We start from the raw sequence: 21548 nt of genomic DNA on the forward strand, positions 1-21548 counted from the left end.
CTATAGATACGCTTTAGAACGTAGAACGGATCGGCCGATCAGCCGTACACCGGGAAGCGGCGCGTCAGGGCGGAAACCTGTTCGCGCACGCGGGCGATGTTGGCTTCGTCGTGCGGGTTGTCCAGCACGTCGGCGATCAGGTTGGCCACCTGGCGGGCTTCTTCTTCCTTGAAGCCGCGCGTGGTCATGGCCGGCGAGCCCAGGCGGACGCCCGAGGTCACGAACGGCTTTTCCGGATCGTTCGGGATGGCGTTCTTGTTCACGGTGATATGCGCGTCGCCCAGGATCTTCTCGGCTTCCTTGCCGGTGATCTGCTTGGCGCGCAGGTCCACCAGCATCACGTGGCTTTCGGTCTTGCCCGACACGATGCGCAGGCCGCGCGAGATCAGCGTCTCGGCCAGCACGGCGGCGTTCTTCACCACCTGCTGCTGGTATTCCTTGAACTCGGGCTGCAGCGCTTCCTTGAAGGCCACGGCCTTGCCGGCGATTACGTGCATCAGCGGGCCACCCTGGATGCCCGGGAAGATGGCCGAGTTGATGGCCTTCTCGTGCTCGGCTTTCATCAGGATCACGCCACCGCGCGGGCCACGCAGGCTCTTGTGGGTGGTGGTGGTCACGAAGTCGGCGTGCGGCACCGGGTTCGGGTAGACACCGGCGGCGATCAGGCCGGCGTAGTGGGCCATGTCCACCATGAAGTAGGCGCCAACTGCCTTGGCAACCTTGGAGATGCGTTCGAAGTCGATGCGCAGGGCGAAGGCCGAGGCGCCGGCGATGATCAGCTTCGGCTTGGTCTCGTGAGCCTGCTTTTCCAGCGCGTCGTAATCGATGTCTTCCTGTGCGTTCAGGCCGTAGCTCACCACGTTGAACCACTTGCCGCTCATGTTCAGCGCCATGCCGTGGGTCAGGTGACCACCTTCGGCCAGGCTCATGCCCATGATGGTGTCGCCCGGCTTGAGCATGGCGAAGAACACGCCCTGGTTGGCCTGCGAGCCCGAGTTCGGCTGCACGTTGGCGGCTTCGGCGCCAAACAGCTGCTTCACGCGGTCGATGGCCAGTTGCTCCACCACGTCAACGTATTCGCAGCCGCCGTAGTAGCGCTTGCCCGGATAACCTTCGGCGTACTTGTTGGTCAGCTGCGAACCCTGTGCGGCCATCACGGCCGGCGAGGTGTAGTTTTCGGAGGCGATCAGTTCGATATGGTCTTCCTGGCGCTGGTTTTCCTTCTGGATCGCGGCGAAGACTTCGGGGTCGATCTGTTCGATCGTGAAACGGCTGCGTTCAAACATGGCGTGACTCGTCTGTAAAAAAGAAAGCGGACGGCAATGTCGATATGAAGATCGTTTGCGGGTCGGCGTTCCGGGGTGTTGCGGGAATTACTTCGCGGGTAGGGCGCGCGGGGAAGGCACTGGCGTCCAGCACCGGGCTGCCATACAAGGCCGGCCGGTGCAGGGCGCACCCTGCTTCCCATTCGCTGCCCAGGCGAGCGACAGGCGTTTTTGAACATCACGCCCAAAGATCTTGCGCTTCCTCGTGGTAGTACCCACTGACTTCGCCAGTCGCGCAAGGTGGAATGGTTGCGGCAGAGTTTATGCGAACGCGCCGGTTGCCGCAAGCCGGGGCAGGCGCGGCCGTGCCCCGCGCCGCCAGTGCAGTCAAGGGCTTGTGGTCTATGGCTCGCAACTTGCTGTTGCAAAGTCGCATACGGGTTAACCAGTGCGCTCCGTTACAATGCGGCCCATGTCAAATTTCGTGTGGCCGCTTCGCGTGTACTGGGAAGACACCGATGCTGGCGGCGTGGTGTTTTACGCCAACTACCTCAAGTTCTTCGAGCGGGCGCGGACCGAATGGCTGCGCGCGCTCGGCATCGAACAACAGACCCTTGCCGATACATCCGGCGTGGTCTTCGTCGTACGCAGTACCGCCGTGGAATACAATGCGCCCGCCCGGCTGGATGACCAGCTGGAGATCCGTACGTGTATCGAACGGGTCGGGCCTGCGTCTGTCCAATTCGCCCAGGAAGCCTGGCGCGGGGATCTGCTGCTGGCCAGCGGCAATATCCGTGTGGGATGTGTTGATAAAGGCGCATTCCGTCCGGCCCCGATTCCTGCCCCTGTTCTCGCCACTATTAAAAACGCTCGATGAATCCGGTGACCGTCACACAAGACCTGTCGATCATTTCGCTGGTCCTTCACGCCAGCCTGCTGGCACAGGCCGTCATGGCGCTGCTGCTGGTGATGTCCCTGTTCTCGTGGACCTACATCTTCCGCAAGCACCTGGCGCTGCGCTCCGCACGCACCCAGACCGAAGGCTTCGAGCGCGATTTCTGGGCGGGCGGCGACCTGCAGGCGCTCTACAACAGCGCTGTGAACAACCGTCACAACACCGGCGCGCTGGAACGCATCTTTGAATCGGGCATGGGTGAATTCCTGAAGGCCCGCGAGCGCAGCAACGACGCCGGCGCGCTGCTCGACGCAGCCCGCCGTGCCATGCGCGCGGCCTATCAGCGCGAGATGGACGTCCTGGAGTCGCACCTGCCGTTCCTGGCATCGGTTGGCTCGGTCAGCCCGTACATCGGCCTGTTCGGTACGGTGTGGGGGATCATGAACGCGTTCCGCGGGCTGTCGAATGTGCAGCAGGCTACGCTTGCTTCGGTGGCGCCTGGCATCGCCGAAGCGCTGGTCGCCACGGCGATCGGCCTGTTCGCCGCGATTCCGGCCGTGATTGCCTACAACCGCTATGCCACCGAGATCGATCGCCTGGCCATCCGGTTCGAAAGCTTCATGGAAGAATTTCTGAACATCCTGCAACGCCAGACGCGTTAAACAGACAGGGGAGCACAGTCATGGCAGCCATCCAGCGCCGCGGCGGTTCGCGCCGCCGGGCCAGCGCCGAGATCAACGTCGTGCCGTATATCGACGTGATGCTCGTGCTGCTCGTCATCTTCATGGTGGCGGCACCTATCGTGAACCCGGCCGTGGTGGACCTGCCGTCGGTGGCCAACGCCACGCCGCAGCAGCAGACGCCGCCGATCATCGTCACCGTGCATGAAGACGGTCAGCTGACCGCGCGCGGCAAGGACGCGTCGGGCGGGTCGTTCGAGCGCAAGCTCGACAAGCGCGGCCTGATCGATTTCGTGCACCAGCGCCAGAATGAAAATCCGGACCAGCCGGTGGTGATTGCCGCCGCAAAAGCCGTCAAGTACGAAGCGGTGTTGGACGTTATGTCCGTGCTCAAGGCTGACGGCGTCAAGCGCGTCGGCCTGATGGTCAAGTCTAAGTAAGCGTTATCGCGTCCCAAAGTGGCCAGCCTCTCGTCACGTCATCCGCAGCAACGGCCTTCGCGCGCGAAGGCCGCCGCCTATCCGTATCAGCCGGTCAAGGAACGCGGCACGACGCGGTCGTTCCTGCTCGCGCTGCTGATGCACCTGCTGCTCGGCATCGTGCTGTATTACGGTGTTCACTGGCAGAGCAGCACCCCGGTAGGCGCCGAAGCGGAGCTTTGGGAAGAGATTCCCGACGTCACGCCGCCTCCGCCGCCGCGACCGATAGAGCAGCCCGTGCCGACGCCTCCGCAGCCGGCCGTGCGCAGCAAGGTCGAGGAAGAGGCCGACATCGCGCTGGAGCAGAAGAAGCGCAAGCAGGCCGAGGAAGCTGCCGCGCGTGAAGAGGCCGCGCGCCGCGAACGCGACCGCAAGGAGCAGGAACAGAAGGACGCCCAGCGCAAGGAAGACCAGCGCCAGCAACAGCTTGAGGCGCAGCGCAAGGAAGACGCGAAGAAGAAGGCTGACAAGGAAAAGGCTGACAAGGAAAAGGCCGCCGAGATCGCCCGCGAGAAGGAAAAGGAAAAGGCCGACCAGCAGCGCAAGGAAGCCGACGCGAAGGCCAAGGCTGATGCCGACAAGCAGGCCAAGGCCAAGGCGGATGCCGAGAAGCAGGCGAAGGCCAAGGCTGATGCCGATGCCAAGGCCAAGCACGACGCTGCAGCCAACGCGCAGCGCAAGAGCGAACTGGCACGCCTGCAGGCGCTGGCCGGCGGTGGCAATTCGTCGTCGAGCGGTGGTGGCATCGGCAATGCGGCAGGATCGGGTGCGGGATCGGGCGGCAAGGCGTCGCCGGGTTACTCGGACCGCGTGCGCCGCAAGGTGAAGCCGAACATCATCTTCAACGGCGAGGTGCAGGGCAATCCGTCGGCAGTCGTAGCGGTTCGGTTGGCTCCGGACGGGTCGATCCTGTCGAAGCGGCTCTCCAAGTCCAGCGGCGATACCGAATGGGACAATGCCGTGCTGCGCGCCGTGGAGCGCTCGGACCCGCTGCCGCGTGACGAGGACGGCAAGGCGCCGTCGTTCGAATTCACGATCACGTTCCGCCCCAAAGACTGACGAGCGGAGTGTCTAGAGCGCCATGATTTGCAACATAATGCAACCTTCATCGTTGGCCGCCAGTCCCATCGCTACCATGAACGGTTGCCTGACGCGGCCGGCACTGTGCAAGACGTACACGCACGGCGCATGCGCCAAGCTGCATGCCGCCCGTGTGCCTGACTTGCTGTGCCCGCCGTACCGATGAATCCCAAAATCGACTGAGGAGCAGCATGCGAAAGCTTTGGGTCCCTAACTGGCTGTCCCGGCGCCAGTCCACCAAGATCACCCGAGACCAGGGCCGTCATGCGCTGATGGCCTGGCTGGCGGTGGCGCTGATGTCGGCTGGCGCCGCGCACGCGCAACTGAACGTTGAAATCACCGGTGTTGGCTCGAACCAGTTCCCGGTGGCCACGGCCAACTTCCAGGGCGAGGCACAGGCCCCGCAGAACCTGACGGCCATCATCCGTAGCGACCTGACCAATAGCGGCCGATTCCGAAATGTCGATCCGGCCGGCGCCACCGTGGCCGAATCGACCCAGGTGGACCTGGGTAGCTGGAAGGCCAAGGGCGCCGACGCCTTCGTGGCCGGCAGCGTGACCCCGTCCGGCAACGGCCAGTACGAGGTGCGTTTCCGCCTGTACGACACGGTCAAGGGTCAGAGCCTGGGCGGCCTGGCGTTCAACGTCAACCAGAGCCAGCTGCGCGTGACCGCGCACAAGATCGCCGACTACATCTACGAGAAACTGCTGGGCGAGCGCGGCGTGTTTGCCACGCGCCTGTCGTACGTGTCGAAGGTGGGCAACCGCTACCAGCTGCTGATTTCCGATTCGGATGGCCAGAACGCCCAGGTGGCGCTGTCCAGCTCCGAGCCGATCATCTCGCCGTCGTGGTCGCCTGACGGCCGCCGCGTGGCCTATGTCTCGTTCGAAGCCAAGAAGCCGGTGGTGTATGTGCACGACCTGGCCACGGGCAAGCGCACGCTGGTGTCGAACCAGAAGGGCAACAACAGCGCGCCGTCGTGGTCGCCCGATGGCCAGCGTCTGGCCGTGGCGCTCTCGCGTGATGGCAACACCCAGGTGTACCTGGTCAATGCCGACGGCTCCGGCCTGCGTCGCATCACGCGCAGCAGCGCGATCGATACCGAGCCGCAGTTCTCGCCGGACGGCCGCAGCATCTATTTCACCAGCGATCGCGGCGGTGCGCCGCAGATCTACCGTATGCCGGCTTCTGGCGAGGAATCCGGCGCAGCGCAGCGCGTGACCTTCAAGGGCAACTACAACGTCAGTCCGCGCATTTCGCCGGACGGCAAGTACCTGGCCTACATCTCGCGTTCGGGCGGCTTCCGCCTGCAGCTGCAGGACCTGTCCAACGGTGACGTGACTTCTCTCACGGATACGTCGAACGACGAAGCCCCGAGCTTCGCCGCCAACGGTAAATACATCCTGTATGCCACCCGCGTGGGCGGCCGCTCGGTTCTGGCGGCAGTCTCCACGGACGGCCGAACGAAACAGGTTCTGTCACTCCAGTCCGGCGAGGTTCGTGAGCCGTCCTGGGGTCCTTTCATGCAGTAGAAAAAGAGGAGTCTCTCGCCATGTCCCAAATGATGACCAAATCGCTCGCCCTGGCCGCTCTGCTGGCCCTGGGCGCCTGCTCGTCCGGTGTGAAGCTGGATGACGCGTCGAAGGCCGGTACCGGCACGGGCGGCGCCCAGACCGATCCGCGCGCCGTGGCGCCGGTGGTTGCCGCCGACCCGCTGAACGACCCGAACAGCCCGCTGGCCAAGCGCAGCGTGTACTTCGACTTCGACAGCTACTCGGTCAAGTCGGAATACCAGAACGTGCTGCAGTCGCACGCGCAATACCTGGGCACCAACAAGAGCCGCAAGATCCTGATCCAGGGCAACACCGACGAACGCGGTACCTCCGAGTACAACCTGGCCCTGGGCCAGAAGCGTGCCGAGGCCGTGCGTCGCTCGATGTCGTCGCTGGGCGTGCCCGAGTCGCAGATGGAAGCTGTGAGCCTGGGCAAGGAAAAGCCGAAGGCCACCGGCCACGACGAAGCCTCGTGGGCTGAAAACCGTCGCGCCGACATCGTCTACTGATCCACGGAATAATCCTTCATGAATGCTCGCGTTTCCACCCTGCTGTGGCTGGCCGCTGTATCTGGCGGCCTGTTGGCAGCCAGTTCCGCCCACGCCGGCGTCTTTGACGACGACGAGGCGCGCAAGGCGGTGATCCAACTGCGGGACCAGTTCAACGGTTTCCAGGCCACGGCATCGCAGCGTATTGATCAGAACAGCCGTCAGCAACTTGACATGCAGAACCAGCTGGAAGGCCTGCGTCAGGAAGTGGCACGACTGCGCGGTCAGAACGAGGTGTTGCAGAACACGGTGGACACGCTGCAGAAACAGCAGAAGGATTACTACGCCGACCTCGACGCGCGCCTGAAGAAGTTCGAGCCGCAACAGGTGACCGTCGATGGCAAGGAAGGGCTCGCACAGCCGACCGAAAAGCCTGAGTACGACGCGGCGCTGAAGCAGTTCCAGTCGGGCGATTTCAAGGGCGCGGGCAATGCCTTCTCGGCGTTTGCGAAGAAGTATCCGCAAAGCCCGTATCTGCCGCTGGCGCAGTTCTGGCTCGGCAATTCGCTCTACGCGCAGCGTGACTACAAGGGTTCGACCTACGTGCTGCAGAACATGGTGCAACAGTTCCCGCAGCATGCGAAGGTTCCTGACGCCATGATCGCCATCGCGAACAACCAGATGGAGTCGGGCCAGAAGGCACAGGCCAAGAAGACGCTGGAAACCGTGGTGTCGAAGTATCCGGGTACTGAAGGCGCCCAGGCCGCGAGCAACCGGCTGAAGACGCTGAAGTAACCGGCTGAAGTACGGCAGTCAGGAGAGAGCCCGCGTTTCGCGGGCTTTTTCTTTTTGGGCCGACGGACGCCTGCTCCCCTGATTCGCGCGCGGGTGAGGGAGCAAACCCGTGAGCCGAGTGCGCGGCGCGCTAAAATATGCGATTCGCCCACTGAGGCGTGACTACAGCGCGCTTGTTCCGCGCGCAACCGAATCATGACCAAACGCGCAATCGTCCTGTTATCCGGCGGCCTGGACTCCGCCACCGTGCTTGCCCTGGCCAACGCGGCCGGCTTTGAAACCTATGCGCTGTCGATGCGCTACGGCCAGCGTCACTCGTCCGAACTGGACGCGGCCAAGAAGGTGGCGGCCGCGCTCGGCGCGAAGCGCCACGAGATCATCGACCTGGACCTGCGCCGCTTTGGCGGATCGGCACTGACCGACGACACGCTGGATGTGCCGACCGACGGTGCCACCGGCGGTATCCCGATTACCTACGTGCCGGCACGCAATACGATCATGTTGTCGCTGGCGCTCGGCTGGGCCGAGGCCGTCGGTGGCCGCGACCTGTTCTTTGGTGCCAATGCCGTCGACTATTCGGGCTATCCCGATTGCCGCCCCGAGTATGTCGCCGCCTATGAAACGCTGGCCAATCTGGCGACCAAGGCCGGCGTCGAGGGTGACCGCTTCCGCGTGCACGCGCCGATCATCGACATGACCAAGGCCGAGATCATCCGCGCGGGCGTGAAGCTGGGCGTGGACTATGGGCTGACAGTGTCGTGCTACAAGGCGGACGACGAGGGTCGCGCCTGCGGAGTTTGTGATTCCTGCCGCATTCGCAAGGCCGGTTTCGAACAGGCCGGCGTTGCCGATCCGACTCGCTACCAGATGTCCGTCTGAACCATCGCCCCAACAATAGCGGGACGCCAACGAGCGCCCCCGTTCAAGCGCACTACCGAGAAGAAATAGAAATTTCACGAGCCACGCCGAGACATGCCTGATATTGATATCCCCGCGCTCACGCACAGCGTACTGCTGAGTACCTTCGTTCTGACCTTCCTGTTTGGTGCCGTACTTCAGCGCACTCACTTTTGCACGATGGGCGCCATTTCGGACATCGTCAATATCGGCGACTGGAGCCGCATGCGGATGTGGGTCATGGCCATCGGCGTGGCGATGATCGGTACTGGAGTGCTGGCGTGGGCGGGGTTGATCGACCCGACCAAGACCATCTACACGGCGGCGAAACTGGGCTGGCTGTCGGCGGCCGTCGGCGGGCTGATGTTTGGGTTCGGTATGGTGCTGGCGTCGGGCTGCGGCAGCAAGACGCTGGTGCGCATCGGCGCCGGTAACCTGAAGTCGCTGGTGGTGTTCGTGTTCCTCGGTCTGTCTGCGTACATGACGCTACGTGGACTGTTCGGCGTGGTGCGCGTGAACACCGTGGACGCGGTGTCGGTGACGCTGCCGTCGACGCAGGACCTTCCGTCGCTAGTCGCGCAGGCGACCGGAATGGCGCGCGGTACGTTGCAGTTGGTGCTGGGCGTGGCGATCGGTGCGGTGCTCGTGATCTGGTCGCTGATCGGCAACGGCTTCCGTACGTTCGACAATCTGCTGGGTGGCCTGGCCGTCGGGCTGATCATCGTCGGCATGTGGTACGTATCCGGCCATCTCGGCTTTGTTTCCGAGGACCCGAACACGCTGGAAGAACTGTTCGTCGGCACCAACAGCGGCCGCATGGAAAGCCTGAGCTTCGTGGCGCCGTATGCGTACACGCTGGATTGGCTGATGATGTTCAGCGACAAGAGCAAGGTGCTGACCATCGGCATCGTCAGCGTGATCGGCGTGATCGCCGGCGCCGCTGCCTACGCGCTGACGTCGCGCACCTTCCGTTGGGAGGGTTTCGGCAATGCCGAGGACGTGGCCAACCACATGGTCGGCGGCATGCTGATGGGCGCCGGTGGCGTGACGGCGCTGGGCTGCACGATCGGCCAGGGGCTGTCCGGCGTGTCGACGCTGGCCATCGGTTCGTTCATCGTTTTTGCAACGATCGTCGTCGGTGCGATGCTGGCGTTCAAGTATCAGATGTGGCGTCTGGAGCGTATGGTGTGACCGGGTGGGATGCTTGACACCCTGTAGGGTGCTCCCTATAATCGCAGATTCAGTTTTTTCGGGTCGTTAGCTCAGTCGGTAGAGCAGCGGACTTTTAATCCGTTGGTCGCGTGTTCGAGTCACGCACGACCCACCAGTATTCCCAAAAGGGCCTGTGGCGAAAGTCACGGGCCCTTTTGTTTTGCCTGCCGTTTTGCGTGTCGCGGAATTTCACTGGTCAGCCCCATCCATGCGCGTAGGCAAATAACAGATCCGGCATTGTGCGGCGTCGCTGCCTAGAATGAACTTCTCGGTTCATAGAAAAGGCCGATGCACAGACACCATGCACCGGATTGCAGGCCGCCTGGCCCTCTTCATCGCCTTGGTCATGTGGATCGCCAATGTGGCGTGGGCGTCGGATATTGCCTGTCCACAACACTATCGGCCGCGCTGCGATGTTTCTGCGCCGGCGAATGCGTCCTGCGGCGCCCCCGCACAGCTGCATCCGCATGGCCGGCAACTGATCTGCGAATACGCGATGCTCAATGAGACCTACGAAAGGATCTACGCCGAGCAGCAGTACAGCCGATCCGCGGGGACGTTACGCAAGAGTGACCTGGACGCATGGCGCAGGAAGCGCGATGCGTGCACGACGGTGCGATGTCTCGATCAGCTATTCGCAAACTGGCGCAGCGTGCCGAATGTACCCGTCATGCGCGAAGCGCCGCCAAGGCAGCCGATGGTTGCCGAAAGCAGGCCGCCGTCCAGGCGCGCCGGGCAGGCGGATGCTGCGACACGCGCCGTCGCGTCGCGCAGCATGGTGCCGCCTGCCAGAGGGTCTTCAACGATGGATGCAACGGAGGACCTCGATCCGCCCGCGCCGAGCTTCGAACCCACGATGCTATCCCTGCGCGATTCATTGCAGCCGTTGCCGCCGGTTAGCCCACGAACACGCACTGCGGTGGGTGCCGCGCCCGCATCGCTCCCGCCGGGGCTGGCGTGGCTGCCCTGGTTCGTGGCGTTGCTGGCCGGTGGCGGCGGGTTCTACTGGCTGGTCATCCGCAAGCAGGCCGGGCGCTATCTGGACGCAGCTTTTGCCTCCGCATCGGCCGGGTTGTCATGGCTGAAAACCTTGCCGCTGCTGGCTTTCGTCCTTGTCGGACTGGCCTTGCTGAACGGTGTGTTGCTGGTCGTTCTGCTAGGCGGTTGGGGCGTGCATCTGCCAGGAATCAATTAACCAGTCTGAGTTAGAGACACCCCGCAACGCCTCATTGACAATGCAACCAGACAAGGCTGCCCGAACAGGACGGCCTTGGTGCATTCATCGACAAAGCCGGGCAATACCCGGCGCGGGAAGTCTCAGATGCAGCAAGCTGGTGGTGGCGGTAGCCTGCCGGCCAATGAGCACGTACTGCGTGTCGTCTGGCCGTTTGTCCCGGTGGTTCTGATGTTGGCGTTGTTTTGCATCGCCAGTGTGGACGTGCTGTCCGCCGCGCGCGGTTTCGTGGCCGGCGAAAGTCGCTGGACCAAGGGGCAGAAGGCCGCCGTGCTGCACCTGCTGCGCTATGCCGAAAGTCGGCGCGATGCCGATTTCCAGGACTATCTGGCGGCCATCGCCGTTCCGTTGGGCGACCATCGGGCGCGCATCGAACTCGAAAAGCCCGACTACGATCGCGCCCGTGCCGTGGAAGGGCTGCTGATCGGCGGCAATCATCCCGACGACATTCCGGCCATGATTCGCCTCTATCGCTATTTCCGTCAGGTACCGGAGATCGATGAGGCAATTTCGATCTGGGCCGCCGCCGATGCGGAAATCGCGCGACTCGATGTCCTGGCGCGACGCCTGCGCGAACGCGTGGGCGAACATGGTTGCGATGCCGCCTGCGTTGCACCGCTGCAGCGCGATGTCGCCGATATCGATGCCTTGCTGACGCCGATGGAAGAAGCGTTCTCCAACGCCCTGGGCAAGGCCTCGCGGCGGGTGCGCATGCTGCTGATGTGGTGCGCGGCGGCGCTGCCCCTGCTGCTGCTGGGCTGTGGCACATGGATGTCCACCCGGATGATGCGCCGACACCGCCAACTGCGTCAGGCGCTGGCGATCAGCGAGGAGCGTCTGCAACTGGCGGTGGCCGGCAGCACTGATGGCCTATGGGACTGGCATCCACATCGTGGCGAGCTTTACTTCTCGCCCCGCTGCGCCGAGATGCTTGGCTACGGGCCGAACGAGCTGCCGCACGCGCGCGAAACGCTGCTGGCGTTGATGCATCCGGCGGATGTCTCCGAATTCGATCGACGTCTGGTCGGTCACGTGCGCAAGGGCACGCCGTATGACGTGGAGATGCGGCTGCGTCGCAAGAGCGGCGGCTATGTCTGGGTCAGGGCAAGAGGACGCATGGTGCGCAGCGCGGTTGGCAAGGCGATGCGCATGGCCGGCTCGCTCAGCGATATCTCCGACCGCAAACGCTTCGAGGCGCAGCTGTTCGCTGAAAAGGAGCGCGCCCAGGTCACGCTGCAGGCGATTGGCGACGCGGTCATTACCACCGACGTCTGGGGTCGCATCCAATCGCTCAACCCGGTGGCGGAGTCCATGACAGGGTGGAACGATGCGGAAGCCGCCGGCTGTTTCCTGCAACAGGTCTGCCGGCTGCATGACGAAGCCACGCGCGAGCCGGTGACCGACCTGGTGCCGCGTGCGCTGGCGGGCAACTGCCCGAGCCAGGTAGTCATGCTTCTGATGCGCCGGGAGCCAGACTTGGGGGGTGCGACGCTGGTGGTCAAGCCATCCGTGGCGTTGATTCGTGACAAGGGTGGCCAGGCGATGGGCGTCGTCGTCGTGCTTCATGACGTCAGCCTGGAGCGTGCCCATGCCGCGCAACTGGCTTACGAAGCGAGCCACGATCCGCTGACCGGACTGGTCAATCGGCTGGAATTCGAGCGGCGCCTGGGCGCGACGGTGTCGCGGGCGCAGCATGAGGGCAGCATCCACACGCTGATGTACCTGGACCTCGACCAGTTCAAGGCTGTCAACGATACCTGCGGGCATGCGGCCGGCGATGAACTGATTTGTCAGATTGCCGACGTCATGCGCCAGCAGCTACGGCGCAGCGATACGCTGGCCCGGCTGGGCGGCGACGAATTCGCGGTACTGCTGGAATATTGTGCCGGCGCGGACGGCGAGCGCGTGGCGGAGAGTCTGCGCGGCGCGATTGCAGCCTATCGCTATCGCTGCCGCGATCATGAATTCTCGATCGGGGTCAGCATCGGCCTGATTACGGTGGATGAGCGAACGGCCAGCCGCGAAGATGCGCTGGCTGCGGCCGACCTGGCCTGCTATCGCGCCAAGCGCGACGGCCGCAATCGCGTGCAGGTCGGCTGAATCAGGGTTGCGAGGCGGGCGGCGACGGTACCAGCGGATCGCGGAAGCCCGTGTCGATAGGGCGCGTGGACTCTGGCGCATGCGCCGGCACCGGTGCGGAATAGGCGCCTCGCGCTGGCGCCTGCGAGGCGTTCCAGGTCTTGTATGCCCAGTATCCGGCACCCGTCAGCATGCCAACCTTCGACAGCTTCCAGGCGACGCGGCCAACCGGCGTCTTGCGCAGCAAGGGCAGGGCCAGTGTGATCGCCGTGCTCAGCATCGGATAGTCGCGCGTGATTCCCAACAGCTTGAGCCAGCCCGATGGCCGGGTCACGCGCGGCAGCCACGCGCCGAGATTGGTCATGCGGCGCGCGCCGCCCTTGACTTGCCGCAGGGCCTGAACGGCGTCGTAGCGTTCCAGCGCGGCGCGGGTGATCAGCAATTCCTTGCGGACTTCCAGCGGCAGCCGGACTTCGCGCGTGAAGCGGACCGGGCGGGGATGTTCGCTGCGCGGGCGGCGATCGATCGAATCGTCTTCGGGCGTGGTCATTGGCGCAGCATCTCCCGGTCTTTATCAAGCTCGGCCAGCGTGGCTTCGAACAGCGGCGGGGCGCTGCGCACCTTGTGCCGGGCCACGAGCAGGCAAATTGCGGCGCAGGCCAGATAGAACACGACGATGGTGCCGATGGCCTGCCAGCGATAGGTTTCCCAGAAAAGGATGGCTACCAGCAGCGTGAACGTCATCAGCGCCATGCTGAAGAACACCAGGCCGAAGCAGGCCAGCAGCGCCACCTTCATCAGCCGCGTGCGTTCCTCGGCCAGCTCCACACTGGCAAGTTCCAGGCGCGTCTGCAGCATCGACACCACGGAACCGGCGAGGTTGCGAAGGGACTCCAGGAACTTGGGGGAATGGGATTCGCTCATGCGGCTCCGGCGAAAAAGCGATGCGCCGGCATGGGCGGCATCTGCGGGGGATGGGCAGCAGCGGCAAATGGGGCCGCTGCCGTCCGTCTTCAAACTTCATGCACCCGGCGCAGATGCGCAGCCGGGGCCGGTATGACTTAATGCGTTGCGACGTGCGCTGTCTTACTTGCGGTTCAGCAGCAGGCCGATCAGCAGGCCCACGCCGGCTGCCACGCCCACGGCGCGCCACGGGTGATCGTGCACATAATCGTCGGTAGCGCGCGCGGCCGCCTTGCTCTTTGTCACGACAGCGTCTTGCAAGTCCTGGGCCTTCTCTTTTGCCTGCTTCAGCAGGCCCATGCCACGCTCGCGCAGTTCGGCGGCTTTTTCGCCGGTGGTCGAGGCCGCTTGCTTAAGCAGTTCTTCGGCGTCGGACAGAACGGTCTTGACATCGCTCATCAGTTTCTCCTGTTTGCGGGCGGTTAGGTTCAAGTGGGTGACATTTTGCCTTGCCGGCTCGGCCTTGTGGCATTTCTTGTCTTCCACGTAGCATATGTGGCGGCCTGCCATCGTTTCAAGCTCATCGTTTCAAGCCTGGCGGCGCCACGCCATATATATGTCACGCAACGGGCCTTGAAACCCCGGCATTCATCGCCCGGAAAACGGGAACCAAGGCCCGGTCACCAAAGTCTTTATGACTTCGAGTGATTTTGTAGTGACTTTATATTCGTTTGGGTTGGATGGCAATCCAACTAAGCTGGTTCACCGGCTTTTACCTTTCCTTACTTTCGTAAAGTTTTCTGGAGACTTCTTTCATGGCACTGCGTCTTGGCGACATCGCACCGGACTTCGAGCAAGAATCGAGCGAGGGCCGCATCCGCTTCCACGAATGGCTTGGCGAGGGTTGGGGTGTCCTGTTCTCGCACCCGGCTGACTACACGCCGGTCTGCACCACGGAGCTGGGCCTGACCGCCAAACTCAAGGAAGAATTCGGCAAGCGTAATGTCAAGGCAATCGCCTTGTCGGTGGACAGCGTGGAATCGCACCGCGGCTGGATCCAGGACATTAACGAGACGCAATCCACGTCGGTCAATTTCCCGATCCTGGCCGATGGCGACCGCAAGGTATCCGAGCTGTACGACATGATTCATCCGAATGCGAATGAGACACTGACCGTGCGTTCGCTGTTCGTGATCGACCCGAAGAAGAAGGTGCGCCTGATCATTACCTATCCTGCAAGCACAGGTAGGAATTTCAATGAGATTTTGCGCGTCATCGATTCGCTGCAGCTGACCGATCACCATAGCGTGGCCACGCCGGGCAACTGGCAGGATGGCGATGACGTGGTCATCGTGCCGTCGCTGAAGGACGAAGAGGTAATCCGCCAGAAATTCCCGAAGGGATACAAGGCGGTGCGTCCGTATCTGCGTCTGACGCCGCAGCCGAACAAGTAAAGAAAAGCCGGGCGCGGGAACAGGTCCCGGCCCGGCTCAGTACTGCTTTACCGGTGTCGTAAAACGGCGGGGTCGTGCCCGTCGTCTCCTTGGTAGTGTGCTTCTGCCCGGCTTTTCAGCCGGGCTTTTTTATGTGCGTCGACAGTGCGGCCGATCAGAAGAAGGCTTGCAGGCCGGTCTGAGCGCGGCCCAGGATCAGCGCGTGGATGTCATGCGTGCCTTCGTACGTGTTGACCACTTCCAGGTTCACCACGTGGCGGATCACGCCGAATTCGTCCGAAATGCCGTTGCCGCCCAGCATATCGCGCGCCACGCGGGCGATGTCCAGCGACTTTCCGCACGAATTGCGTTTCATGATCGAGGTGATTTCCACCGCCGCCGTGCCTTCGTCCTTCATGCGACCCAGGCGCAGGCAGCCTTGCAGGCCCAGCGTGATTTCGGTCTGCATGTCGGCCAGCTTCTTCTGCACCAGCTGCGTGGCGGCCAGCGGGCGGCCGAACTGTTTGCGGTCCAGCGTGTACTGGCGGGCGGTGTGCCAGCAGAATTCGGCGGCACCCAGCGCGCCCCAGGCGATGCCGTAGCGGGCCGAGTTCAGGCAGGTGAACGGACCCTTCAGGCCCTTCACGCCCGGCATGATGTTTTCTTCAGGGACGAAGACCTCGTCCATCACGATTTCGCCGGTGATCGACGTGCGCAGGCCCACCTTGCCGTGGATGGCCGGGGCGCTCAGGCCCTTCCAGCCCTTTTCCAGGATGAAGCCGCGGATGTCTTCCTTGCCGTCTTCGCCGGGCAGCTTGGCCCAGACGACGAATACGTCGGCGATCGGCGAGTTCGTGATCCACATCTTGGCGCCGGTCAGCGAATAGCCGCCGTCCACCTTCTTGGCGCGGGTGACCATCGAACCCGGGTCCGAGCCGTGGTTAGGTTCGGTCAGGCCGAAGCAGCCGATCCATTCGCCGGTGGCGAGCTTGGGCAGGTACTTCTGCTTCTGTGCTTCGCTGCCGAATTCGTAGATCGGCACCATCACCAGCGACGACTGCACGCTCATCATCGAGCGATAGCCGGAATCCACACGCTCCACTTCGCGCGCGATCAGGCCGTAGCTGACGTAGTTCAGGCCCGGGCCGCCGTACTGCTCGGGAATGGTCGGTCCCAACAGACCCAGTTCGCCCATCTCGCGGAAGATCTCCACATCGGTCTTCTCGTTGCGGAACGACTGCAGCACGCGCGGCATCAGCTTGTCCTGGCAATAGGCCGCGGCGGCGTCACGGATCATGCGCTCGTCGTCGGTCAGTTGCTGGTCCATCAGCAGCGGGTCGGCCCAGTGGAATTCGGCGTTGGCAGCCATGAATGTCTCCTTCTTTGGGTGGGGCGATGAAGGCTGCGCGCCTTCATTGGGTCCGGTCAATCAAAAATTTTAGGTTCCGCATTGCGGAACCTTGTTCCGATGAGCTAGTATAGCTGAACCGGTTCGCGCTGCAACAGGGGAAAACCGGACCCCCGCGATTTGCGTTCGACAATCGACCATCCAGACTGGAGCCTTGCCTTGGCCACATCCGCCACCGCCGTAGTCACCGCGCAAAAGGAGCGGGAGAGCGACCCGAACTTCGTCACCGCCCTGGCGCGCGGCCTGGAACTGCTGCGCTGCTTCCGCACTGGCGAGGCCATGCTCGGCAACCAGGATTTCGTACGCCGTACCGGATTCCCCAAGGCCACCGTGAGCCGGCTGGCCGGCACGCTCGTGCAACTGGGGTACCTGCGCTACGACGACAGCCTGGGCAAGTACGCGCTCGACGCCGGCGTGCTGGCGCTTGGTTTCTCCTATCTGGCGGCATCCGATGTGGTGGCGCTGGCGCGCCCGCACATGCTGGCGTTTGCGCAGAGCTACGGGGTGTCGGTGTCGCTGGGCAAGCGCGAACGCCTGGAAGTCATCTATATGGAATCGATCCGGAACGACGCGGGCGTGATGCTGGGTCTTGGCGTGGGGTCGCGCCTGTCGCTGGTGTCGAGTTCGATGGGGCGCGCCTATCTTGCCGCGTTGCCGGCCGCAAAGCGCGATCGCGTACTGGCCGAATTTGCCCAGGCCTACCCGGAGCAATGGAAGCAGCAGGAAGCGCCGATGCGCGCGGCGCTGGCGCAGGCGGAGCGCGACGGCTACGCCGCATCGTTCCGCGACTGGCATCCGGCGATCCACGCCTGCGCGGTGGCTTTCAAGCCAGTAGGGGAGAAGGATCTGCACCTGCTCAGTTGCAGTGCATCGTACGGTGCGGTCAGCGAGGAAACCTTCCGCGAGAAGCTGGCGCCCGCGCTGCAGGCGCTGGGGGCGCGGTTGTCGGACCCGGCGGGAAGGTAGCGGGCGTTTTCTCCCTTCTCCCGCGGCGCGGGAGAAGGGGGAAGGGAGCCCGAACCGCTGACCGGATCAAAGATCCGTCCGTAGTTTCCACAACTCCGGGAACAGCACCACATCGAGCATCCTGCGCAGATAGCTGACGCCCTCGGTGCCGCCGGTGCCACGCTTGAAGCCGATCACACGCTCCACCGTCGTCACATGACGGAAGCGCCATTGACGGAAGGCGTCTTCGAGATCGACGAACTTCTCGCCAAGCTCGTACAGCTCCCAATGCGCCGACGGGTCGCGGTAGACCTCCAGCCAGGCGGCCTCCACCGATGCGTTGTACTGCGTCGGCTGGGTCCAGTCACGTTCCACCACGTCGGCGTCGATCTTGAACCCGCGCCGCGCCATCAGCCGGATCGCTTCGTCATACATCGACGGCGTATGGAGGGCGGTCTCCACAAGCTCCAGATGCTCGGGCCGGTGAGAATGCGGGCGCAGCATCGCCGCGTTCTTGTTGCCGAGGATGAATTCGATCTCGCGGTACTGGTACGACTGGAAGCCCGACGATGCCCCGAGATACGGCCGCATTGCCGAATACTCGGGCGGCGTCATCGTGGCCAGCACGTTCCACGCCTGCACCAGTTGGTCCATGATGCGCGACACGCGAGCCAGCATCTTGAACGCGGGACGCAGCGCATCGTTCTTGACGCCATCGCGCGCGGCGCGCAATTCGTGCAGCATCAGCTTCATCCACAGCTCGGTGGTCTGGTGCTGAACGATGAACAGCATCTCGTTATGGTCCGGTGACAGCGGATGCTGGGCACTCAGGATCTGGTCCAGGCCCAGGTAGTCGCCGTAGCTCATGTCGCGCTCGAAATCCATCTGCGCGCCATGCCAGCCATCCTCGCCCGCGCCTTCGGCCGCCTTGGCACCGTGCCCCATCGGGCAACCCTTGAATTCACTCATGATGCGCTCCGCTCAGGTCACCGCCGTCCGCACGGCAAAGCGCGCGTCGCGATAGGCGCCGCTGTCGAGTACGTCGCGCATGATCTCGACGGCGTCCCACACTTCAGTAAAGCTCGTGTACAGCGGGGTGAAGCCGAAACGTGCGATGCCCGGCTCACGGTAGTCGCCAATCACGCCGCGCTCGATCAACGCGGCCACCAGCGCATAGCCATCCGGATGCGCGAAGCTGACCTGGCTGCCGCGCCTTTCAGGCGCTCGCGGGGTGACCAGTTCGAGCGGATGCGCGGCGCAGCGTGCTTCCACGAGTTCGATGAACAAGTCCGTCAGCTTCAGCGATTTCGCTCGCAGCGCCGTCATGCTGGTCTGCGCGAAGATGTCGAGACCGCATTCGATCATGGCGAGCGACGTGATCGGCTGGGTGCCGCACAGGAAGCGGCCGATGCCATTGGCCGGCCGATACTGCGGCGACATCGCGAACGGCGAGCCGTGGCCCCACCAGCCCGACAGCGGTTGCCAGAACTGGTCGCGCAACGCCGGGGCGGCCCACACGAAGGCGGGTGATCCGGGGCCGCCATTCAGGTATTTGTAGGTGCATCCGATCGCGTAGTCCGCCTTTGCCGCGGTCAGGTCGACGGGCACGGCGCCTGCCGAGTGGGCCAGGTCCCATACGGTCAGCGCGCCACGGGCATGCGCCAGTTCCGTCAGGCCGGCCATGTCGAGCATTTCGCCAGTCTTGTAGTTGACGTGCGTGAGCATCAGCAGGGCGGTGTCGGCCCCCACGGCGGCATCGATTTCGGCGGGACTGTCGACCAGCCGCACTTCGTAGCCCTGCTGCAGCAGATCGGCCAGTCCTTGCGCGATATACAGGTCGGTCGGGAAATTGCTGGACTCGGACACGATCACGCGGCGCGACGGATCACGCTGCTGCTGCACGCGCAGCGCGGCGGCCAGCACCTTGAACAGGTTGATCGACGTGGTGTCGGTGACCACTACCTCGTCGTGGCCCGCGCCGATCAGCGGGGCGAGCCGGTTGCCCAGGCGGCCCGGCATGTCGAACCAGCCGGCGGTATTCCAGCTGCGGATCAGGCCCTCGCCCCATTCGTTGCTGACGACCTCGGCGGCACATGCCGCGGCGGCGCGCGGCCGGGCGCCGAGCGAATTGCCATCGAGATAGATCACGCCCTCGGGCAGGGCAAATTGTTCGCGCAGCGCGCGGAGCGGGTCGTCCCGGTCCAGCGCCTGGCAGCGTTCGCGTGTCAGGTTGGTCATGCTTTGCCGTGTTCAGGTGGTTCGGAAGATTCAGAGTTCGCGCAACACCGCGCGCACCGGGCTTGCGTCGAGCGTGGCCAGGCGCAGCGGCAGCGCGATGAGTTCGTAGTCGCCAGCGGGCACGTCGTCGAGCACGATCCCTTCCAGGATGGCCAGGCGGTGATCGCGCACGGCATGGTGAGCGTCCATCGTCTTCGAGGTCTCGGGGTCCAGCGACGGCGTGTCGATGCCGATCAGCTTCACGCCCCGGCGTGCCAGCAGCGCGATCGTGTCTGGCGCGACGGCGCAGAACGATGAGTCCCACGCGGCCAGCGGCACCTTTGCGTACGTGCGCAGCAGCACGCGCTCCGGCACGCCGGTCAGCGCGGCCTCGATATGGTGCGGTTCCACGCGCGGCGATGCGCCGATGCAGTGGATCACGCGGCAGGGGCCGAGGTAGGCGTCGAGCGGCACTTCGCCGATCGGCGCGCCGTCGGCAGCGTAGTGCAGCGGTGCATCGGCATGCGCGCCAGTGTGCGGCGACATGGTGATGCGGCCAACGTTGACCGGGCAGTGCTCGTCCAGCTGCCAGGCAGGCTCATGGCGAAATGGTGTGTCGCCGGGCCAGACAGGCGTGGCATTCCAAACCGGTGGGCTGATGTCCCAGACGCGGCGTTGGGTAATGGGGGCGTTCGACATGGTGGAATCGGGTCTCCGGGGCGCGTTTCTGTAGACGCGGTGCGTGTGGGGATCATAGTCAAAAGCGCCGAGAAGAGGCTTGCGAAATGGGCCGTCCAGACCCGCATCTTTCGCATAAAATTGTGCGAACGAAAACGAAAACCGTGGATTCTGCGAAATGACACTCGATCCGATTGATTTGCGCATCCTGACCGCCCTGCAGGAGAACGGTCGCATCAGCAATCAGGACCTGGCCGACCGGGTGGCGTTATCGCCATCCGCGTGTCTGCGACGGGTGCGGCTGCTGGAGGAAAACGGCGTGATCGGCGGCTACAAGGCGTGGTTCGATGCCGAGCTTCTAGGGCTGGAGATCGAAGCAATCGTGCAGGTATCGATGCGGCACGATGTGGAGGGGTGGCACGACACGTTCAACGCAGTGGTGCAGACGTGGCCCGAGGTGCTGACCGCCTATGTGATCACGGGCGACAGCAATTACATCCTGCGGGTACAGGCGCGCAACCTGAAGCACTACTCCGATTTCATCGTGAACCGGTTGTATCGCACGCCGGGAGTGATGGATATCCGCTCGAACATCGTGCTGCAGCGGATCAAGACTGGTGGATCGCCGCTGGCGATCCTCAAGGATGCGGGGCAGCCGGCCTAGCGGTCCAGCGGGCAGAGCGTGGAGAACTGGGCGCCCTGGAACACCAGGGGCTGGCCGGCGGCGTCGAGAATGCCGCAACGTTCCACTTCGCCGACGAAGATCACGTGATCGCCCTCGTCATAGCGGCTGCGATTGTGGCATTCGAACCAGGCCAGCGCATTGGCCAGGATCGGCAGGCCGGTTTCGGACAGGCGGTAGTCCACGCCGGCAAAGCGGTCGCCCTTGAGCGTGGCAAAGCGCTGGCAAAGATCCATCTGTGATGCGGCCAGCACGTTGATGATGTAGTGCGACCCGTCGCGGAACATCGGCAGGCTGTTGGCGCGCGTGGCCATGCTCCACAGCACCAGCGGCGGATCGAGCGATACCGAGTTGAACGAACTGGCCGTAATGCCCGCGAACGGCGCGCCATTGGCATGCGGATGCCCCGCCGCGCGCGTGGTGATCACCGTCACGCCGGTGGCGAACTGCGACAGCGCGCGCTTGAAATGCCGGCTGTCAAAATCGGGGGCGGCGGCCTTGCGGCGCTCGGTGACGAGGGCTTCGGCCTCAGGCATGCCCATGTCTCGGGCTCCACACAAATCCATGATCTTCATTTCGGGACGGAAGGCGCGCGTTCAACACGCCAAACCTAATCCGCGGCGGG

At 63.8% G+C, this 21548-nt stretch carries 23 protein-coding genes, 1 tRNA gene and 1 riboswitch; of the genes, 15 read left to right on the forward strand and 9 right to left on the reverse strand.

Annotation, left to right across the window (positions count from 1 at the left end; all coding sequences use genetic code 11):
- Window positions 1-38: 38 nt before the first annotated feature.
- A complete protein-coding gene (gene glyA, locus AC3FLX_RS04160; protein WP_488694135.1) occupies window positions 39-1286 on the reverse strand; it encodes a serine hydroxymethyltransferase in 1248 nt (415 codons plus the stop codon).
- 180 nt (window positions 1287-1466) lie between these two features.
- Window positions 1467-1570, reverse strand: a riboswitch (ZMP/ZTP riboswitch).
- Window positions 1571-1737: 167 nt separating this feature from the next.
- Between glyA and ybgC the strand changes: the two genes are divergently transcribed.
- From ybgC to AC3FLX_RS04220, 12 genes are all read left to right on the forward strand, one after another.
- On the forward strand, window positions 1738-2142 hold the full coding sequence (gene ybgC / locus AC3FLX_RS04165) for a tol-pal system-associated acyl-CoA thioesterase (protein WP_488694136.1): 405 nt from the start codon (window positions 1738-1740) through the stop codon (window positions 2140-2142).
- A complete protein-coding gene (gene tolQ / locus AC3FLX_RS04170) occupies window positions 2139-2822 on the forward strand; it encodes a protein TolQ (protein WP_066731701.1) in 684 nt (227 codons plus the stop codon). The genes ybgC and tolQ overlap by 4 nt, the downstream gene beginning before the upstream one ends.
- A 20-nt stretch (window positions 2823-2842) precedes the next feature.
- Window positions 2843-3280 carry a protein TolR gene (tolR, locus tag AC3FLX_RS04175; protein ID WP_488694138.1) on the forward strand — a complete coding sequence of 146 codons (438 nt, stop codon included), beginning with the start codon at window positions 2843-2845 and terminating at the stop codon, window positions 3278-3280.
- 18 nt (window positions 3281-3298) lie between these two features.
- Window positions 3299-4378 carry a cell envelope integrity protein TolA gene (gene tolA, locus AC3FLX_RS04180; RefSeq protein WP_488694140.1) on the forward strand — a complete coding sequence of 360 codons (1080 nt, stop codon included), beginning with the start codon at window positions 3299-3301 and terminating at the stop codon, window positions 4376-4378.
- A gap of 212 nt (window positions 4379-4590) precedes the next feature.
- Window positions 4591-5931, forward strand: coding sequence for a Tol-Pal system beta propeller repeat protein TolB (tolB, locus tag AC3FLX_RS04185; RefSeq protein WP_488694142.1), 1341 nt, complete (start codon window positions 4591-4593; stop codon window positions 5929-5931).
- Window positions 5932-5951: 20 nt separating this feature from the next.
- Window positions 5952-6461 carry a peptidoglycan-associated lipoprotein Pal gene (gene pal / locus AC3FLX_RS04190; RefSeq protein WP_488694143.1) on the forward strand — a complete coding sequence of 170 codons (510 nt, stop codon included), beginning with the start codon at window positions 5952-5954 and terminating at the stop codon, window positions 6459-6461.
- Between the two features lie 18 nt (window positions 6462-6479).
- On the forward strand, window positions 6480-7235 hold the full coding sequence (ybgF, locus tag AC3FLX_RS04195) for a tol-pal system protein YbgF (RefSeq protein WP_488694145.1): 756 nt from the start codon (window positions 6480-6482) through the stop codon (window positions 7233-7235).
- 195 nt (window positions 7236-7430) lie between these two features.
- Window positions 7431-8114 carry a 7-cyano-7-deazaguanine synthase QueC gene (gene queC / locus AC3FLX_RS04200; protein ID WP_488694147.1) on the forward strand — a complete coding sequence of 228 codons (684 nt, stop codon included), beginning with the start codon at window positions 7431-7433 and terminating at the stop codon, window positions 8112-8114.
- A 93-nt stretch (window positions 8115-8207) separates the two neighbouring features.
- Window positions 8208-9323 carry a YeeE/YedE family protein gene (locus AC3FLX_RS04205; protein WP_488694148.1) on the forward strand — a complete coding sequence of 372 codons (1116 nt, stop codon included), beginning with the start codon at window positions 8208-8210 and terminating at the stop codon, window positions 9321-9323.
- A 60-nt stretch (window positions 9324-9383) separates the two neighbouring features.
- Window positions 9384-9459, forward strand: a tRNA-Lys gene (locus tag AC3FLX_RS04210).
- 186 nt (window positions 9460-9645) lie between these two features.
- Window positions 9646-10539, forward strand: a complete 894-nt coding sequence (locus AC3FLX_RS04215) for a hypothetical protein (RefSeq protein WP_488694150.1) — start codon at window positions 9646-9648, stop codon at window positions 10537-10539.
- Window positions 10540-10665: 126 nt separating this feature from the next.
- Window positions 10666-12678, forward strand: a complete 2013-nt coding sequence (locus AC3FLX_RS04220) for a diguanylate cyclase domain-containing protein (protein ID WP_488694152.1) — start codon at window positions 10666-10668, stop codon at window positions 12676-12678.
- A gap of 1 nt (window position 12679) precedes the next feature.
- On the opposite strand, the gene AC3FLX_RS04225 is transcribed toward AC3FLX_RS04220, so the two are convergent.
- From AC3FLX_RS04225 to AC3FLX_RS04235, 3 genes are all read right to left on the reverse strand, one after another.
- Window positions 12680-13207: a DUF3318 domain-containing protein gene (locus AC3FLX_RS04225; protein WP_488694153.1), complete on the reverse strand. Its 528-nt coding sequence runs from the start codon at window positions 13205-13207 to the stop codon at window positions 12680-12682.
- Window positions 13204-13581 carry a phage holin family protein gene (locus AC3FLX_RS04230; protein ID WP_488694155.1) on the reverse strand — a complete coding sequence of 126 codons (378 nt, stop codon included), beginning with the start codon at window positions 13579-13581 and terminating at the stop codon, window positions 13204-13206. The genes AC3FLX_RS04225 and AC3FLX_RS04230 overlap by 4 nt, the downstream gene beginning before the upstream one ends.
- A 162-nt stretch (window positions 13582-13743) precedes the next feature.
- A complete protein-coding gene (locus AC3FLX_RS04235) occupies window positions 13744-14019 on the reverse strand; it encodes an ElaB/YgaM/YqjD family protein (protein ID WP_006162945.1) in 276 nt (91 codons plus the stop codon).
- Window positions 14020-14375: 356 nt separating this feature from the next.
- On the opposite strand from AC3FLX_RS04235, the gene AC3FLX_RS04240 reads away from it, so the two are divergent.
- Window positions 14376-15014, forward strand: a complete 639-nt coding sequence (locus tag AC3FLX_RS04240; protein WP_488694157.1) for a peroxiredoxin — start codon at window positions 14376-14378, stop codon at window positions 15012-15014.
- A gap of 154 nt (window positions 15015-15168) precedes the next feature.
- Here the strand turns inward: AC3FLX_RS04240 and AC3FLX_RS04245 are convergent, their stop codons facing one another.
- Window positions 15169-16362 carry an acyl-CoA dehydrogenase gene (locus AC3FLX_RS04245; RefSeq protein WP_488694159.1) on the reverse strand — a complete coding sequence of 398 codons (1194 nt, stop codon included), beginning with the start codon at window positions 16360-16362 and terminating at the stop codon, window positions 15169-15171.
- Between the two features lie 198 nt (window positions 16363-16560).
- Between AC3FLX_RS04245 and AC3FLX_RS04250 the strand changes: the two genes are divergently transcribed.
- On the forward strand, window positions 16561-17367 hold the full coding sequence (locus tag AC3FLX_RS04250; protein WP_488694161.1) for an IclR family transcriptional regulator: 807 nt from the start codon (window positions 16561-16563) through the stop codon (window positions 17365-17367).
- A gap of 66 nt (window positions 17368-17433) precedes the next feature.
- On the opposite strand, the gene kynA is transcribed toward AC3FLX_RS04250, so the two are convergent.
- Genes kynA through kynB form a run of 3 tightly spaced genes read right to left on the reverse strand, consistent with a single transcriptional unit; the run spans window position 17434 to window position 20262 of the window.
- Entirely contained in the window at window positions 17434-18315 is an 882-nt protein-coding gene (gene kynA / locus AC3FLX_RS04255; RefSeq protein ID WP_488694163.1) for a tryptophan 2,3-dioxygenase, read from the reverse strand.
- Between the two features lie 12 nt (window positions 18316-18327).
- The gene (gene kynU, locus AC3FLX_RS04260) at window positions 18328-19584 is read right to left on the reverse strand and encodes a kynureninase (RefSeq protein WP_488694165.1); all 1257 of its coding nucleotides are present in this window, start codon (window positions 19582-19584) and stop codon (window positions 18328-18330) included.
- 30 nt (window positions 19585-19614) lie between these two features.
- The gene (kynB, locus tag AC3FLX_RS04265) at window positions 19615-20262 is read right to left on the reverse strand and encodes an arylformamidase (RefSeq protein ID WP_488694167.1); all 648 of its coding nucleotides are present in this window, start codon (window positions 20260-20262) and stop codon (window positions 19615-19617) included.
- 157 nt (window positions 20263-20419) lie between these two features.
- On the opposite strand from kynB, the gene AC3FLX_RS04270 reads away from it, so the two are divergent.
- Window positions 20420-20905: an Lrp/AsnC family transcriptional regulator gene (locus AC3FLX_RS04270; RefSeq protein ID WP_488694169.1), complete on the forward strand. Its 486-nt coding sequence runs from the start codon at window positions 20420-20422 to the stop codon at window positions 20903-20905.
- Here the strand turns inward: AC3FLX_RS04270 and AC3FLX_RS04275 are convergent.
- Window positions 20902-21465 (reverse strand): flavin reductase family protein, encoded by a 564-nt coding sequence (locus AC3FLX_RS04275; protein WP_488694170.1) that lies wholly within the window; start codon window positions 21463-21465, stop codon window positions 20902-20904. The two genes, AC3FLX_RS04270 and AC3FLX_RS04275, sit on opposite strands and share 4 nt — an antisense overlap.
- Between the last annotated feature and the right edge of the window lie 83 nt (window positions 21466-21548).

Source organism: Cupriavidus sp. 291-E7 (genome assembly GCF_057798835.1).

Bases quoted from the DNA above. Each gene is read 5' to 3' on its own strand.
- queC (WP_488694147.1), top strand. From the start codon at position 7,431: ATGACCAAACGCGCAATCGTCCTGTTATCCGGCGGCCTGGACTCCGCC.
- AC3FLX_RS04230 (WP_488694155.1), bottom strand. From the start codon at position 13,581: ATGAGCGAATCCCATTCCCCCAAGTTCCTGGAGTCCCTTCGCAACCTC.
- tolB (WP_488694142.1), top strand. From the start codon at position 4,591: ATGCGAAAGCTTTGGGTCCCTAACTGGCTGTCCCGGCGCCAGTCCACC.
- AC3FLX_RS04205 (WP_488694148.1), top strand. From the start codon at position 8,208: ATGCCTGATATTGATATCCCCGCGCTCACGCACAGCGTACTGCTGAGT.
- AC3FLX_RS04225 (WP_488694153.1), bottom strand. From the start codon at position 13,207: ATGACCACGCCCGAAGACGATTCGATCGATCGCCGCCCGCGCAGCGAA.
- pal (WP_488694143.1), top strand. From the start codon at position 5,952: ATGTCCCAAATGATGACCAAATCGCTCGCCCTGGCCGCTCTGCTGGCC.
- ybgC (WP_488694136.1), top strand. From the start codon at position 1,738: ATGTCAAATTTCGTGTGGCCGCTTCGCGTGTACTGGGAAGACACCGAT.
- ybgF (WP_488694145.1), top strand. From the start codon at position 6,480: ATGAATGCTCGCGTTTCCACCCTGCTGTGGCTGGCCGCTGTATCTGGC.
- AC3FLX_RS04235 (WP_006162945.1), bottom strand. From the start codon at position 14,019: ATGAGCGATGTCAAGACCGTTCTGTCCGACGCCGAAGAACTGCTTAAG.
- tolQ (WP_066731701.1), top strand. From the start codon at position 2,139: ATGAATCCGGTGACCGTCACACAAGACCTGTCGATCATTTCGCTGGTC.
- AC3FLX_RS04275 (WP_488694170.1), bottom strand. From the start codon at position 21,465: ATGGGCATGCCTGAGGCCGAAGCCCTCGTCACCGAGCGCCGCAAGGCC.
- AC3FLX_RS04270 (WP_488694169.1), top strand. From the start codon at position 20,420: ATGACACTCGATCCGATTGATTTGCGCATCCTGACCGCCCTGCAGGAG.
- kynB (WP_488694167.1), bottom strand. From the start codon at position 20,262: ATGTCGAACGCCCCCATTACCCAACGCCGCGTCTGGGACATCAGCCCA.
- AC3FLX_RS04220 (WP_488694152.1), top strand. From the start codon at position 10,666: ATGCAGCAAGCTGGTGGTGGCGGTAGCCTGCCGGCCAATGAGCACGTA.
- kynA (WP_488694163.1), bottom strand. From the start codon at position 18,315: ATGAGTGAATTCAAGGGTTGCCCGATGGGGCACGGTGCCAAGGCGGCC.
- glyA (WP_488694135.1), bottom strand. From the start codon at position 1,286: ATGTTTGAACGCAGCCGTTTCACGATCGAACAGATCGACCCCGAAGTC.
- kynU (WP_488694165.1), bottom strand. From the start codon at position 19,584: ATGACCAACCTGACACGCGAACGCTGCCAGGCGCTGGACCGGGACGAC.
- tolR (WP_488694138.1), top strand. From the start codon at position 2,843: ATGGCAGCCATCCAGCGCCGCGGCGGTTCGCGCCGCCGGGCCAGCGCC.
- AC3FLX_RS04215 (WP_488694150.1), top strand. From the start codon at position 9,646: ATGCACCGGATTGCAGGCCGCCTGGCCCTCTTCATCGCCTTGGTCATG.
- AC3FLX_RS04245 (WP_488694159.1), bottom strand. From the start codon at position 16,362: ATGGCTGCCAACGCCGAATTCCACTGGGCCGACCCGCTGCTGATGGAC.
- AC3FLX_RS04240 (WP_488694157.1), top strand. From the start codon at position 14,376: ATGGCACTGCGTCTTGGCGACATCGCACCGGACTTCGAGCAAGAATCG.